The organism is Haloarchaeobius ordinarius (assembly GCF_051801355.1).
Lineage (GTDB): Archaea > Halobacteriota > Halobacteria > Halobacteriales > Natrialbaceae > Haloarchaeobius.
On sequence record NZ_CP196560.1, the window covers coordinates 1,316,159 to 1,331,031 of the forward strand.

Sequence of the window (14,873 nt, forward strand, 5' to 3'; positions counted from 1 at the left end):
CTCGTCGAAACCGATTCGAATCGTTCCCCTTAAGTGTGGGACGCCGAAATCGTGTTTCGAAGACAGAACCGATGCACCATCCCGTGCAAGCGAGGGTGGGAAGGGTCGAACGTGTGCCAGGCGACTACCTGGGCGCGTGATGAAACCGTGTGTAAACGCAATCCAGACGTCCACTGGACCTTTCACCAGGTAACAGTGAACGTCCCACTCAGCGTGGCTACTTTGCCACCTGGTGGATGGCTCGGCTCGAGTGCCGACGAAGGACGTGCCAAGCTGCGAAAAGCCGTAGGGACCCGCACGGAGGGGAAGAACTACGGATCTCCTAATAGGAATCCTCTCGCAATTGCCTTGCGCAATGGGGAACGCCGGGAATTGAAACATCTCAGTACCGGCAGGAAGAGAAAGCAATCCGCGATGTCGTTAGTAACGGCGAGTAAACGCGACACAGTCCAAACCGAAGCCCTCACGGGCAATGTGGTGTTCGGACTGACTCTCACTGCTCGACCGTCTGCATGAAGTCTCTTGGAACAGAGCACGATACAGGGTGACAGTCCCGTAATCCAGACCAGTACAGCACGCGTCAGCTCCAGAGTAGCGGGGGTTGGATATCCCTCGTGAACACGGCAGGCATCTACTGCCAAGACTAAATACTACTCGAGACCGATAGTGAACAAGTAGCGTGAGCGAACACTGAAAAGCACCCCGAGAAGGGAGGTGCAATAGGGCCTGAAATCAGGTGGCGATAGAGCGACGTGGCACAAAAGGTCCTGTAGAAAACGACCCGCCCGCAAGGGCACAGTAGGAACTACAGGAAGCCGGTGTCGCGTCGTGCGTTTTGAAAAACGAGCCAGGGAGTGTATCTGATCGACGAGTCTAACCCGTTAACCGGGGAAGGCGCAGGGAAACCGACAGGGCCGCAGTATTACCAGGGCCGCCGTGTTCAAGCGCGGGGAGTCGACCGGATACGACCCGAAACCAGGCGATCTATGCGTGGGCAAGGCGAAGCGTGCCGAAAGGCACGTGGAGGCCTGTTAGAGTTGGTGTCCTTCAATACCCTCTCGTGACCTACGTATAGGGGTGAAAGGCCCATCGAGCCTGGCAACAGCTGGTTCCAGCCGAAACATGTCGAAGCATGACCTCTGCTAAGGTAGTTCGTGGGGTAGAGCGACCGATTGGGAGACTCGCCTTCGAGAGAAGTCGACCTCCCTGTCAAACTCCAAACCTACGAACGCCGTCGATGCAGGGAGTCCGGTGTGCGGGGTAAGCCTGTGCACCATGAGGGAGACAACCCAGAGTCGGGTTAAGGACCCAAAATGCGGACTAAGTGCGATTGAAGGTGGTCTCAAGCCCTAAACAGCCGGGAGGTGAGCTTAGAAGCAGCTACCCTCTAAGAAAAGCGTAACAGCTTACCGGCCGAGGTTTGAGGCGCCGAAAATGATCGGGGCTCAAGTCCGCTTCCGAGACCTGACGACACTCTTGACCGAGTGATTCCGTAGGCTGGCGCTCTATACGGGTGGAAGCACGGGTGAGAACTCGTGTGGACCGTATAGTGACGAAAATCCTGGCCATAGTAGCAGCGTTAGTCGGGTGAGAACCCCGACGGCCGAACGAGCAAGGGTTCCTCGACAATGCCAATCAGTCGAGGGTTAGCCGATCCTAAGTCACACCGTAATTCGAATGTGACAACAGGGAAACTGGTTAATATTCCAGTGCTCTCATACACTCAAAGCTGACGCTTTGGGGACAATCGAGCTGGGCCTTCGCCCAGTCGAACTGAGGAAATCCGTGGAAGCCGTAATGGCACGAAGCGGACGAATCTCAGGATAGCGTAAGTCGATCGTACCTAGAGCCCGTGAAAAGGCGAGTATGAGATTCGTACCAAGAACCGACACAGGTGCTCGTGGCAGTGAAAGCCAAGGCCTGTCGGGAACAACCGACGTTAGGGAATTCGGCAAGTTAGTCCCGTAAGTTCGCGATAAGGGATGCCTGCCCTGTATAGGGGCAGGTCGCAGTGACTCGGACGCTCCGACTGTCTAGTAACAACATAGGTGACCGCAAATCCGTAAGGACTCGTACGGTCACTGAATCCTGCCCAGTGCGGGTATCTGAACACCTAGTACAATAGGACGAAGGACCCGTCAACGGCGGGGGTAACTATGACCCTCTTAAGGTAGCGTAGTACCTTGCCGCTTCAGTAGCGGCTTGCATGAATGGATCAACGAGAGCGTCACTGTCCCAACGTTGGGCCCGGTGAACTGTACGTTCCAGTGCGGAGTCTGGAGACCCCCAAGGGGAAGCGAAGACCCTATAGAGCTTTACTGCAGGCTGTCGCTGGGACACGGTCGCTAATGTGCAGGATAGGTAGGAGTCATTACACAGGTACCCGCGCTAGCGGGCCACCGAGACATCACTGAAATACTACCCATTAGTGACTGTGACCCTCACTCCGGGAGGAGGACACCGGTAGCCGGGCAGTTTGACTGGGGCGGTACGCGCTTGAAAAGATATCGAGCGCGCCCTAAGTCCATCTCATCCGAGTCGGAGACTCGGAGAAGAGCGCAAGAGCATAAGATGGGCTGACAATGATCTTCCTAACGAGGATCGTTGACGCGAAAGCGTGGTCTAGCGAACCAATTATCCTGCTCGATGCGGGAAATTGATGACAGAAAAGCTACCTTAGGGATAACAGAGTCGTCACGCGCAAGAGCACATATCGACCGCGTGGCTTGCTACCTCGATGTCGGTTCCCTCCATCCTGCCCGTGCAGAAGCGGGCAAGGGTGAGGTTGTTCGCCTATTAAAGGAGGTCGTGAGCTGGGTTTAGACCGTCGTGAGACAGGTCGGCTGCTATCTATTGGGGGTGCTATGGCACCTGACGTGAACGTTCGTATAGTACGAGAGGAACTACGAATGGTGACCACTGGTGTACCGGTTGTCCGAGAGGGCACGTGCCGGGCAGCTACGTCACACGGGGTAAGAGCTGAATGCATCTAAGCTCGAAACCCACATGGAAAAGAGGTGCCGCTGAGATCACTCGTAGAAGACGAGTTCGATAGACTCGGGATGTACGCGCCAAGGCAACGAGGCGTTCAGTCCGCGAGCACTAACAGATCGAGCCACACAATCATACCGCATACTGGGATCTTCACCACATGGTGGAAGGTCCAGGCGTTAACTGGATTGCGTTTACACACTGGTTTCAAGACCACCGATATTGGATCATGGTCACGGTTCGATTCCGTGAATCGGCGTTAAGGCGGCCAGAGCGGTGAGGTTCCACCCGTACCCATCCCGAACACGGAAGTTAAGCTCACCTGCGTTTGGGCGAGTACTGGAGTGCGCGAGCCTCTGGGAAAATTCATTCGCCGCCTCCATTCATACTTCGAGGCCACACACCCGTCGGGGTGTGTGGCTTTCTTCATTTATGGCCTGGGGAGTGCCGACAGTCTGTCGGCGGTTCTCGGGTCACTATCCACACACCCAGTAGCGACACCGTATCGCTACGTTTAAACGCCAGAAAGCAGTACTCTCTGTTGCGTGCCAAGGTGGCAGAGTCCGGCCGAACGCAGCGGCCTGCAGAGCCGCCCATCGCCGGTTCAAATCCGGCCCTTGGCTTCTTTCGAACCTGATTGGTGACCGACTGGTCCGGTAGTCGGATGCGATTTTCGAGACGGAACGAACGTTCGATACTGGAAAGACTGTTCTCAGGTGGGTCCGTCGTTACTGCCAGTCGAGGCCGGTTGGCTCCGCTGGCGCGGGCAGCGGGCTCTGTGGTAGACCCTCGTTCAGTTCGGGGTCGTTGTAGCCACCGGGTGCGACGTCGTTCGGGGCGTCGGGGTAGAACAGGGACGCGAGCGTCTGGATGTGGTCGCGGCCGACCGAGAGCTCGAACTGGCCGCCGCCGTACATCGTGATGTCGTTGTCGAAGCAGTAGTCGATGGTGTCGAGGAGGGATTCGACGGTGCCGAATCTGGAGGGTTTGATGTTGAGCCAGCGGGGTTCGAACGGGAGGGACTCGACGCTCTCGATGCCGGTGATAGGGTAGTCCCAGCTGACGCGGTCTTCGTGCCCGTCGAAGACGGGTTTCGTCTGGTCGGTGAAGGCGGGGTCTTCGATGACGGCGTCGGGGAAGCCGTCGACGACGCGCTGGTAGAGGTCGGGGTCGGGTTCCTGGTCGACCGACGTTCCTTCGTAGAGGCCCTTGAGGTCGAGGACGCGGACGGCGTCGGTCGCTGCGAGGTCGGCGATGAGGGCGTCGTCCCAGTCGGGGGTCGGGTCGAGTTTGAACTCGGCGTCGGGGAACACCTCGCGGATGTCCTCGATGCGGTCGAACGTCGGGGGGTCACCGAGACGGGTACTGACGATGAAGTGGATGGGGTCGTATTGGCGGTCGAGGTGTTCTCCGAGGGATGTGTCTGCCTGCTTGAGGGCGAGGTCGAGGGCGGCGCTCTCGACGGCCCAGCGACGGTAGTGGTGGGCGGTGTCGCGTTCGGGGGGCTCGGGGAACAGGGAGATGTCGTCGAGGAGCGTCGAGAACGTCTCGTGTGTGTACGTGCCCGCGAAGTCGAAGTCGTGTGCGTCGTAGAGGGTGTCGTGGTCCGGCGTGTCGTACGTGACGTCTTCGCCGCGCCCGACGTGCCCGTCGCCGTGGAGTTCGAACACGGTCGAGACGCGGGTGAAGTCGCTGGAGGTGTCGCGTTCGTGTCGGGTCAGTTCGTAGTCGTCCACCTGGAGGTCGAGGGGTGCCAGGGCGTCGTACAGTCCCATGGGTTGTGCTTCGCTTGCCTGGGGAATGGGTCTACCGCTCGGCGGAGTCGACGAGTTGGTATCTGTTCTGCGGCGACGCCGCCAGTGGCGGGGAAACACGTCGATTGCGTTAGTTAGTAATCGTTATACGCGGGGCGTACTACGCCCCACACATGCAACGACGAGCAGCGGCGGCGTACGTCGCTATCTTCCTCGTACTCACGGCGGGGGCGTACGCGTTCATTACGATTGCAGAAGCGCCCCATGTGGGAATCGAGAATCCGGACGCGACGCTGAAGTCGGGAGACACCATCACTGTCGATGGTCGACAGTACACCGCGAGCGAGGTTTCGGCGAGTGAGTCCTCGGGCGGTGGCCACGGTGGTGGTGGCGGTGTCACCTACACGGCCAAACTGGTCTGGGTGAACGAGTCCGCGACGACCTCCGAGACGTGGACGAACAACACGACGGTCACCTACGAGGACACGACCTACCGCGCGTTCATCGCGAACACGTCCTCTCCGACCGAGGTCACGCTCCGCTGGGAGCCCGGTGACCAGTACGACCCGCAGTGGGTCGACGGTACGATGTACATCGACGGCGACCTCGACCAGCCCGACCGGCAGGCGGTCACCGTCGAGGAGTACATCGCGAACAACGACTCCATCGGGACTGAGACGCTCGACGTCTCCGGTGACACGTTCACCTACAAGGGCAACGAGAGCTCGGTGACGCGCGCACCCGAGACCATCACGTTCACGTGGGTCTCCCCGGCAGAGAACGAGGTCTCGTTCGGGCAGAACGCGAACACGACGCTGAACGGCGTCCCGTACGCCGCACACTTCCCGGACAGCGAGTCGGTCCAGCTCAAGCGTGGCACGGACGCCCAGAAGGCCCTCGCGGCGGACATCGAAACTGAGCACCGCTTCAACGAGCGCATCAACGGGGTCTGGGGTGTCGTCATCGTCGGTGGCGTCGGTCTCGTCCTGTTGGTCGCAATGGCGTTCCTCCCGCGCAAGGAGTAACGCGGTCACTGCTTCTCTCGCAGGTCGCTCGTCACACTTCGAGCACACGCTCGTCATCGCTCGTCTCTCTCCCGGTCACCGCTCGGTGTCACACTCGTCGTCGAGTCTGGGGGTCGAGAGGCGCCAGTTCTGCCACCCGGTCGAAGAAGAAAGCGGTCGGGGTCGAGTCCCGGTCGTTCGGTCGGCTGCGGGTGTCGGTTCGGACGGGGGAGTCAGTCGTCGCGGCCCGGCGACCGTGAATCTTCGAGTTGTCGCTCGTCGGCAGCCGACGTGTGACCTGTCCGAGTGTCGACGTCGGTCTCGAACCGGTCGAGGGCGTCGCTCAACTGACTCGCACGCTGGGCGAGTCCGTTCGCGTTCTCCGTCACCGAGGACAGGGCGGTGGTCTGCTCTTCGGTCGCCGCTGCAACGCTTTCGGTCTCGGCGGTCGTCTCTTCTGCGATACTCGCTGCGTCCTCGACCATCGACACGACTTCCTGTGTCGTCATCGATTGTTTCTCCGCGACGGTCGATATCTCCTGGACGCCGTCGTTCGTCTTTCGGGCGTAGGCCGCAATCTCGTCGAGTGCGTCGACGGCGTTCTCGACGGCACCGACGTGGGTCTCGATACTCGCTGCGGTCGTCTGGACTTCGCGTGCGGTACGGTCGGTCTCGTCCTGCAGGTTCTCGAGACTGCCCTCGATAGACTGGACGGCTTCTTTCGTGTCCTGTGCGAGGTCTTTGACCTGCTGGGCGACGACAGAGAAGCTCTCCCCGGACATGCCCGAGCGGGTCGCTTCGATGTTCGCGTTCAGCCCGAGCATGTTCGTCTGGTCGGCGACTTCGGAGATGAACTCGATGAGTTCGTCTATCTGTTCCATCTCGGCTTCGAGGGACTCGATGGCGTCGACTGCGCGTTCGGATTTCTCCTCTATCTCGCGCATCCCATCGATGGCTTCCTGAGCCGCTTGCCGCCCTCTATCGCCCGTCTCGGCGGTCCGCTCTGCGATGTCTGCCACTTCGTTCGACGACACGGCGACCTCTTCGATGGTGGCCGAGAGGTCGCTCATCTCCTGTGAGGCGGCCTGGAACCGGTCGCTCTGTTCTTCGGCCCCGTCGGCTATCTGCTGGGCGGAGGCGGTGACCTGCTCGCTCGACGTCTGGACTTCTTCGGCACCGACGACGACCTGTTCACTCGCGGCGGCGACCTCGGTCGCGAACGCGTTGATGTGGTTCAGGGTCTGTTCCATCCCCGCGACCATCGCGTTGAAGTCGGTGGCGATCTGTTCCATCGCCTCGCTCTCGCTCTGGGTGTTCATCCGCTGGGTGAGATCACCCCGGGCGATGGCCGAGAGCGTGTCACCGTACTCGGTCGCCTTTCGTTCGAGGTGGCGGTTCATCTGTTCGGCTTCGCGGCGACGTCGGTCGGCCGCCTCGCGCGCTTCTTTCGCCTCCGTGATTTGCTCGCGCAGGGAGTCACGCATCTCGGCGAGCGTGGCGGCGAGCGTGCCAATCTCGTCGGTCCGGCCGGACTCGATGTCCGCGTCGAGGTCGCCGTCGCGCATCTGTCGAGCGCCACCGGCCAGCGACCGCAGCGACTTCGTGGTACTGCGACCGATGGTGACGCCGACCAGGCCGAGGGAGACCAGTGCCACGACGATGAGGCCGCCGAGTCCCTCCCGGACGGTCGAACTCAGCGCGTAGGCGTTCTCCGTCGGGGCGTGGATGAGGACGACCCAGTCCGTGGCGTCGAGTGATGCGTAGCCGACCAGTTCGTCGCTCTGGGTCTCCTCGACGCCGGATTCACGGCCCGCAGCCTGACTGAGAACCAGTTGCTGGTTCTGGTCGGTGAGTGCGGTCCCGTTCTCGGGCGACGCGACGACCGTCCCTCCGGTCGTCACGACTCTGGTGAACCCCTCGGCGACGGGCTGGTTCAGCTCGGTCGTCTCCCCGGTCGGGTTGATCATGAACACGACGATCCGGTTCTCCACGTTGGGGACCGGCGTGAGGATAGCGACTACTGGGAAGTCCGCGACGGGGATACTGAACGGCTTCGAGACGTACACCTCGTCGGGGCCCTCGAAGCCCTCCTTGAGTTTCGAGACGAACGGTGCGCCCTGTTTCGCGGGCTTGACGCCGACGAACTTGTCCTTCGAACTGGTCATCACCTGCCCCTTCGAGGTGTCGACGTAGTGGATGGCGACGACCTCGTCCGACACCTGTCCCTTCTGGATGAGTTCTTTCAGTTTCGGCTGTATCTGTTCGGGGTCGTCGGACTGGAGCGTGTGGAGTTCGGAGACGGTCCGCGCCTGGCGCTTGTTCCCCTTGATCCACTGGTCGAGTTCGTTCGCCTGCACCTCGGCAGCCAGTGAGAGGTCGCCTTCGGCGTCCTGTTTGACCTCGGTCGCGGTCTGGGCCTGGACGAGGTACCCGGCGACAAGCATGAGCAAGACGGCCCCGAGGAGCGCGAATCCGAGTTTCCTGGCGTAACTCCGGCGCACCCACCCCCACGGTGTGGGGATGCCGGAGTCGTCTGTGTCTCCCGCCATGGTCAGGGGTTGGCCGGGGGTAACGCGCGAAGGTCACGCGGCGGCACCAGAAACGTTCCGCGGCGCTGTACCTTGAAGTGACCCTGAATCCCGTGGTCTTTCAGCTGGACTTCGGACTCGGCCGGGTCGGGGTCGTCACTGTTCCAGTCGACGAACGCCATCGCCTTCCGGACGCTGATGAAGTCGTCGATGCGTCGCTGGTTCGAGATGAACTGTGTGTGTGCGCGGCCGCCGTCGGTCGAGGGGAAGTCGCGCCGGAGGAGCAGCGGTCGCCCGTCCTCCCAGTCGGGGTCGTCCACGCGGGCACGGGCGAGCTTCTGTGCGTGGCCGACGACGCCTTTCTTCTCGGCGTCTTCGGCGGTCTCCGCGGCGGCGTCTCCCATCGACTTCTCGTCGCTGGGGGCACTCGTCGGTGCGAGTTCTCGGCCGAACTCACCGGTCTCGTCGAGCGTGTGGCTCGGGCTGTACATCCGCTGGATGCGCTCTTCGATGTCGTGCCTGTTGTACCACTGCTTGACGTTGTTGTCGAGCAGCAGGGACACCTGCTCGGTGGTTCCGTCTGCGAACGGCCCTTCCTGGATGGCCACGTCGTCCTCGCTCGGCTGGCTGTCGGTGAACAGCGACTTGAAGCCGAAGAAGACGTCTGCGCCCTCCTGTATCGGGTTCTTGCCTTGCAGGTCCTCGTCCCACCGCTCCTTCGGGTTGCCGATGAAGCCGGTTCGTCGGTCGGTCTTCTCGAACACGCCCGTGAAGTCGGTCTCGACGTCGACACCGTTCACCTCGTCGACGGCCCCGAAGAGCGCTTCCTCGGCCTCCAGCAGCACGTAGGCGTGCTTGCTGGCGAGGTGCAGGTGGGCATCGGCATCGTCGGCTACGATCTTCCCGCTGCTGGCGATGTCGGTCTCCTCGATGATGTCCTCGGGCGGGCGCATCCCGGCGCTCTCGGGCAGGTCCTCGTCGAACCGGTCGAAGTAGGACAGGGAGTATCCGATGGTGAACAGCAGCCCCTCGTTATCCCACTCGTACGCCGCCTCGAGGGTCTGGAGTGCGGCTTCGACCTGCTCGCGGTCCGCCTCGCTGGGCGTCCCGTCGCCGGTGTAATCCAGCATGAGCTGGAGGTGGTGCGCTGGCGTCTTCGCGAGCCCAGTCAGGCTGTTTTTCGGCATGAAGTCGTTCCAGGCGTACTGGCGTGCGGGCAATCCCTCGGTGTTCCCCTGCAACACCGGTTCCCCGCGGGCCTTGGCTGCGAACATCGCGCTGGTCCCTCCGATGGCGAGCGCCGTCTTCATGAACTCACGTCGTTCGATCCCGTGGTCGTCGTCGTCCACCGACCTGCTGTGTGGGCAAGGCATGCTATGGCAACCACACTGTACTTATATGTAATAAAACTAATCACCAGAGACTATAGCCAGTAGGACTAAAAATTGGTTATTTATGGGGATGTTGGAAACTTAAAAAAGTGGCGGCGGGCCGAGAGTATCGGAATTCTGGAGTTCGGCGTGACCGCTGTCGTCGTCCTCACTCTCTTTGTTACGTGGTGGGTGACACTTCTCTGAACCCCCGAGCGGTGACGCACGAACCTCGAAGTGTGTCGCTGGAACGGCGACCACGTCGCTCGGGGGCGAGCGTCCCAGTTCGAGAAGGACTCGAACCACACCCAGACGTGCTCGCTACGCGCGACTGGTCTCTTCGACCACACTGGCCGCTTCGCTCGTCACGTCCGTGACTTCGCAGAAGCGGGCCGGGAGGGACTTGAACCCCCGACCGTCTGGTTAAAAGCCAGACGCTCTGCCGAACTGAGCTACCGGCCCCGTATCCCGAAATTGGCCCGGGGATAGTTAAATGGTTATCGTTCTGTCGGGGCGTTGCGAGGGTGTTTTAGCCTCTGCTGTCCTCGCCGCAAATATGACCGACTTCGCCGTCTGGGACGAGGAGTTGCGGGGGTTTCTGGAGGACCTGTTGCGGTTCGACACGACCGGTGGGGGTGAGCTGGCAGCCCAGCGCTGGCTACGCGAGCGCTTCGAGTCGTTCGGCTTCGAGACGTACGAGTGGGTGGCTGACAGGGACGAACTGGCGGCCCACCCGTCGTTCCCGGACGACCCCGAAGCAATCGAGACCGTTGCTCGGCCGAGCGTCGCGGGCGTGGTCGAGGTCGGCGACCCGGAACAGGGGCCGACCATCGTCCTGAACGGCCACGTCGACGTGGTGCCGGTGACCGAGGGGGCGTGGGACACCGACCCGTTCGAGCCGTCGTGGGACGGGTCGAAGCTGACGGCGCGGGGGGCGGCGGACATGAAGTCGGGGCTGGCGGTCGCGGTGTTCGTGGCGCGTCACCTCGCCGAGGAGGGTGACTTCGACGGTCGAATCGTCGTCGAATCGGTCGCGGGCGAGGAGGAAGGCGGCATCGGGGCGGCCGCGGCGGCCCTGTCGAACCCGTACCCCTTCGACCGGGACGCGGCCATCGTCACCGAACCGACCGAACTGGACGTAGTGACGGCAGTCGAGGGGAGCGCGATGATGGAGCTACGTCTGGAGGGGCGCTCGGCGCACGCGGCGACGCGCTGGCGCGGCGAGTCGGTGCTGCCACACTTCGAGACGATTCGCCACGCCTTCGCGGAACTGGAGACCGAACGCGAGCGGCGCGTGACCCACCCACTCTACGAGGAGTTCCCTATCAAGTGGCCGGTGAGTTTCGGGACGGTCCACGCGGGCAACTGGGCGTCGGCGGTGCCGGACGAACTCGTCGCGCAGGTGCGCATCGGGGTCGCTCCGGGTGAGACGGTCGCGGACGTGGAAGCGGAGTTCCGCGAGCGTCTGGAATCCGTGGCTGCCGAGAGCGAGTGGCTCAGCGAGCACCCACCCGCGTTCGAGCGTTTTTCCATCCAGTTCGAGGCGGCCGCGGTCGACCTCGACGAGCCGGTGGTCGGTGCGGTCCAGGACGCGGCCGCGGCGGCCGGGCTAGACAGTGAACCCCGCGGGGCGACCTACGGTGCGGACAGTCGCCACTACGAGGCGGCAGGCATCCCGACGGTACTGTTCGGCCCGGGGAGCATCGAGCAGGCGCACTTCCCGAACGAGAGCATCGACTTCGCCGACGTGCTGACTGCGGGGTCGGTGCTGGTGGACGCCGTCGAACGCTTTTGCCGCGAGAACCAGCGGTAATCAGTGACCACTCAGAGGTAGTCCGAGAGCGCGTCCGCGACGGTCTCGTCGACGGACTTGCTCTCGATGGCGGCGTGTCGGCGGAGGTCGCGGTACACGTCGGCCGGGAGCGTCACGGTGAGTTCGCCCAGCGTCACGTCGTGTTCCCTGAGCGCCTCGTCGACGGGGGTGCCGTCGTTGATGGCGCTGGCGATGGTTCGGACTTCACGGACGGTGAGGTCGCCGTCGAGGGTCGCCCACGCGAGGTGGAACCGCGCCTCGCCCCCGACGCGGGCGATGTGTTTGGCCGCGGTCGGCGCGATGTGGCCCATGGCGACGTGGCGTCGGATGGACTGGGGCAGGTCGTGGACGCGGGCCCACTTCCGGATGAACGAGACGGTCGCGGGGTCTCCGGCGCGCTCGGCCGCGAGCTTGTAGGAGCCGACACCACGGACGAGGGCGGCACAGGCGGCGGCCCCGCGAAGCATGTAGACGTTGTCGCTACCGCCGACGGTGTTCTGGGCGAATCGGCGCACCGTCTCGGCGGCCTCGGCGACGCTTTCGGGGTCGTCTGGGTCGAACTCGACCGCGTCCCGGGCGCGTTCGCCGGTCACCGAGGGGTCGCCGCGAATGACGGGCTCGCCGACCGGCGACTCACGGCCGGTACCGGTCGGAGGGTCGTCTCTCATAGACTGGGGTTTCTCGGCATTGGTCAAAAACACCTCGCTGCTGTGCGTCGGCTACTCCTCGTCGCGCTGGTCGGAGAGGTGCTCCCAGATTTCGGTACAGCCCGCGCCGACGTCGACGTCACGGAGGTGCTCGTCGTGGCGCTTCTTCTTGCCACGTCGCTTCCTGCTCGATTCGTCCTCTGTGTCGGCTTCGTGTTCGTGTTCGACGTCCTGCTGTGTCATCTGTCTCCCTCCGGTTCGTACAGCTCGGGAGCGACGTCTGCTGACGCGTGCTGGCGTTCGGGAGTCGACTCGTCGGTCATCGAATCCCTCTATGTCAGCTACAGGTATAACCCGCGCTGCAGCCACAATCGTGTCCGCCACTACCCGATACCGGATACTGACGCCGGTATCTGTGACGCCGCTACGTCGGGCGATTCGGCCGCCTGCTGGTGGTTGGGAGCGCGGGCGGCGTCACCGACGACGCGAACCCTTGCACCAGGCGAAGGAAGGAGGCGTCCCAGTGCCGTACCGGGAGTATGGCCACGCAACTGCGGGTCCTCGACGACGGCGCGTGGATCAGCGTCAACAACGAGCGTCAGGTGCCAAACAGCGACATCTGGCCGCTCGCGGTCACCGATTTCTGTGACTGTGATATCGCCTACGTGGTGCTCGAAGCGTTCACCGAGGTGGGTGTCGACCGCCACTTCGTCGAGGTGTGTGCGGTCGGCCAGTGCATCGACTGTGGCACCGAGGGGTTCCTCGACTGGTTGCCGGTCGGACGGGTCCGAGACGGCGAGTTCCACGCCTTCGACCCGTCGCTGGTCCGGGCGACGCTCGAACCCGGCAAGTAGTTCCGGTACCGGGGAGTACCGGGGCTACCTGACGAGGGAGGCGCTGGTTTAGTCCTCGGGGGTGTATGCGTTTCTATGCCGACCGACGTCGAGGAGTGGAAGTCCGAACTCTACGGCACGGACATCCGCGCCCACATGGAACGGTTCGCCGAGGAGGGCTGGGACGCCATCCCGGAGGACGAACGAGACGAGTGGTTCGAGCGCTTCAAGTGGTACGGTCTGTACCACCAGCGCGCCGGGCAGGAATCCTACTTCATGATGCGCATCGGGCCGCCAGCGGGTGTGCTCGAACCCGGCCAGCTCCGGAAGATAGGCGAGGTCGCCAAAGAGTACTCACAGGGCCCCGCCGCGAACCCCGAGTTCGGGAACGGCTGGGCCGACGTGACAACCCGCCAGGCCATCCAGCTCCACTGGATCAACATCGAGGACGTGCCCGCCATCTGGGACGAACTCGAATCCGTGGGCCTCTCGACCCTGCAGGCCTGTGGTGACTCCTGGCGCAACATCGTCGGCTGCCCGGTCGCCGGCAAGGACAAACATGAGCACGTCGAGGCGCTCCCGACCATCCACGAACTCAACGACCGCTTCAAGGGCAACGAGGCGCACTCGAACCTGCCCCGGAAGTGGAAGGTGTCCGTGACGGGCTGCCGCGAGGGCTGTGGCCAGGGCGACATCAACGACCTCGCGCTCGAACCCGCGACGAAGGAGATCGACACCGATGAGCAGAGCTCATCGAGCAACCAGAACTCTTCGAGTTCTGGTGACGGCGAAGCAGTGAAGGGCTACAACATCCGTGTCGGGGGCGGTCTCTCCCGCAACGAGGAGCGCCTCGCCCGCAGCATCGACGTGTTCGCGACGCCCGAGCGTGTCGCCGACGTGGCCGGCGGCATCTCCGCGCTGTTCCGCGAGTACGGCGACCGCGAGAACCGCTACAACGCCCGCATCAAGTTCCTCGTCGACGAGTGGGGCACCGAGAAGTTCCGCGAGACCCTCCAGGAGGAGTTCGTCGACTTCGACCTCTACACCGCCGGTGAGGACCTGCGCTCTGAGTACACCTACAACGCCGGCTACGAGAAGGGCGGCCACCACGACCACGTGGGCATCCACGAGCAGGCGGACGGCAACTACTACGTCGGCCTGAACTGCCTCGTGGGCCGTGTCGGTGCCGACGACGTCATCGCGATGGCGGACGCCGCCGACGAGTACGCCTCCGGCGAGGCCCGCCTCACCCAGCGCCAGAACATCATCCTCACGGACGTGCCCGAGGAGAACCTCGACGACCTGCTTTCTGACCCTGTCTTCGAGCACTACTCGCCGGACCCACACCCGTTCATGCGTGGCTCCATCGCCTGCACCGGCACCGAGTTCTGTTCGCTCTCCATCGTCGAGACGAAGAACCGGCAGGTGCGCTACGCCCGCTGGCTCAAGGAGAACGTCGACCTCCCCGACGGCGTCGAGGACTTCCACATCCACCTCTCTGGCTGTACCGCCTCATGTGCCCAGCCGCAAATCGCGGACGTCTCCCTGCGCGGCATGAAGACGCGCAAGAACGGCGAACCCGTCGAGGCGCTCGACATCGGTCTCGGTGGCGGGCTCGGCGAGCACCCGCAGTTCGCAGAGTGGGTCACCGAGCGCGTCCCGGCCGACGAGGTTCCGGGTGCCATCGCGAACCTGCTCGCGAACTTTGAGGAGCAGCGCGGGGACGGCGAGAGCTTCCGTGCCTTCGTCGCCGACCGGGACGCCGAGGAACTGGCCGAACTGGTCGAACCCGAGGAGACCAGCTACGACGACCCGTTCATGCACAACACGAAGCGGACGTGGTACCCCTACGCGGAGGACGACTCGCTGGACGCAAGTCCCGCCCCGGCCGCCAAGGACGGCACACCGCTGGCCGACGACTGAGGCTGGAACG

9 protein-coding genes, 2 tRNA genes and 2 rRNA genes are annotated in these 14,873 nt (G+C 63.1%); 7 read left to right on the forward strand and 6 right to left on the reverse strand.

Translation table 11 applies throughout. The features are described 5' to 3' along the window. The first annotated feature begins 208 nt into the window (after positions 1–208). The 3 genes from ACSC1R_RS06790 (at position 209) to ACSC1R_RS06800 (ending at position 3,614) form a co-directional block, all read left to right on the forward strand. Positions 209–3,124 (forward strand): 23S ribosomal RNA (locus ACSC1R_RS06790). A 127-nt stretch (positions 3,125–3,251) separates the two neighbouring features. Continuing rightward, positions 3,252–3,373 (forward strand): 5S ribosomal RNA (rrf, locus tag ACSC1R_RS06795). Positions 3,374–3,538: 165 nt separating this feature from the next. Then, positions 3,539–3,614 (forward strand) — tRNA-Cys (locus ACSC1R_RS06800). 105 nt (positions 3,615–3,719) lie between these two features. Here ACSC1R_RS06800 and ACSC1R_RS06805 read toward each other — a convergent pair. Next, on the reverse strand, positions 3,720–4,766 hold the full coding sequence (locus ACSC1R_RS06805) for a hypothetical protein (protein ID WP_439028317.1): 1,047 nt from the start codon (positions 4,764–4,766) through the stop codon (positions 3,720–3,722). A gap of 152 nt (positions 4,767–4,918) precedes the next feature. On the opposite strand from ACSC1R_RS06805, the gene ACSC1R_RS06810 reads away from it, so the two are divergent. Further along, on the forward strand, positions 4,919–5,770 hold the full coding sequence (locus tag ACSC1R_RS06810; protein WP_439028318.1) for a hypothetical protein: 852 nt from the start codon (positions 4,919–4,921) through the stop codon (positions 5,768–5,770). 212 nt (positions 5,771–5,982) lie between these two features. Here ACSC1R_RS06810 and ACSC1R_RS06815 read toward each other — a convergent pair whose 3' ends face one another. The 3 genes from ACSC1R_RS06815 to ACSC1R_RS06825 form a co-directional block, all read right to left on the reverse strand. After that, positions 5,983–8,298: a methyl-accepting chemotaxis protein gene (locus ACSC1R_RS06815; protein ID WP_439028319.1), complete on the reverse strand. Its 2,316-nt coding sequence runs from the start codon at positions 8,296–8,298 to the stop codon at positions 5,983–5,985. 2 nt (positions 8,299–8,300) lie between these two features. Further along, complete coding sequence (locus ACSC1R_RS06820) at positions 8,301–9,626, reverse strand: DUF7405 family protein (RefSeq protein ID WP_439028320.1); 1,326 nt, start codon at positions 9,624–9,626, stop codon at positions 8,301–8,303. 409 nt (positions 9,627–10,035) lie between these two features. Continuing rightward, positions 10,036–10,109 (reverse strand) — tRNA-Lys (locus ACSC1R_RS06825). 94 nt (positions 10,110–10,203) lie between these two features. On the opposite strand from ACSC1R_RS06825, the gene ACSC1R_RS06830 reads away from it, so the two are divergent. Then, positions 10,204–11,460 carry a M20/M25/M40 family metallo-hydrolase gene (locus ACSC1R_RS06830; protein WP_439028321.1) on the forward strand — a complete coding sequence of 419 codons (1,257 nt, stop codon included), beginning with the start codon at positions 10,204–10,206 and terminating at the stop codon, positions 11,458–11,460. Positions 11,461–11,471: 11 nt separating this feature from the next. Here ACSC1R_RS06830 and ACSC1R_RS06835 read toward each other — a convergent pair whose 3' ends face one another. Continuing rightward, positions 11,472–12,128 (reverse strand): DUF7119 family protein, encoded by a 657-nt coding sequence (locus ACSC1R_RS06835; RefSeq protein ID WP_439028322.1) that lies wholly within the window; start codon positions 12,126–12,128, stop codon positions 11,472–11,474. A gap of 51 nt (positions 12,129–12,179) precedes the next feature. Next, positions 12,180–12,350: a hypothetical protein gene (locus ACSC1R_RS06840; RefSeq protein ID WP_439028323.1), complete on the reverse strand. Its 171-nt coding sequence runs from the start codon at positions 12,348–12,350 to the stop codon at positions 12,180–12,182. A 296-nt stretch (positions 12,351–12,646) separates the two neighbouring features. Between ACSC1R_RS06840 and ACSC1R_RS06845 the strand changes: the two genes are divergently transcribed. Both ACSC1R_RS06845 and ACSC1R_RS06850 read left to right on the forward strand, forming a co-directional pair. After that, on the forward strand, positions 12,647–12,961 hold the full coding sequence (locus ACSC1R_RS06845) for a hypothetical protein (protein WP_439028324.1): 315 nt from the start codon (positions 12,647–12,649) through the stop codon (positions 12,959–12,961). A 75-nt stretch (positions 12,962–13,036) separates the two neighbouring features. Further along, positions 13,037–14,863, forward strand: a complete 1,827-nt coding sequence (locus ACSC1R_RS06850) for a nitrite/sulfite reductase (protein WP_439028325.1) — start codon at positions 13,037–13,039, stop codon at positions 14,861–14,863. The last annotated feature ends 10 nt before the right edge of the window (positions 14,864–14,873 follow it).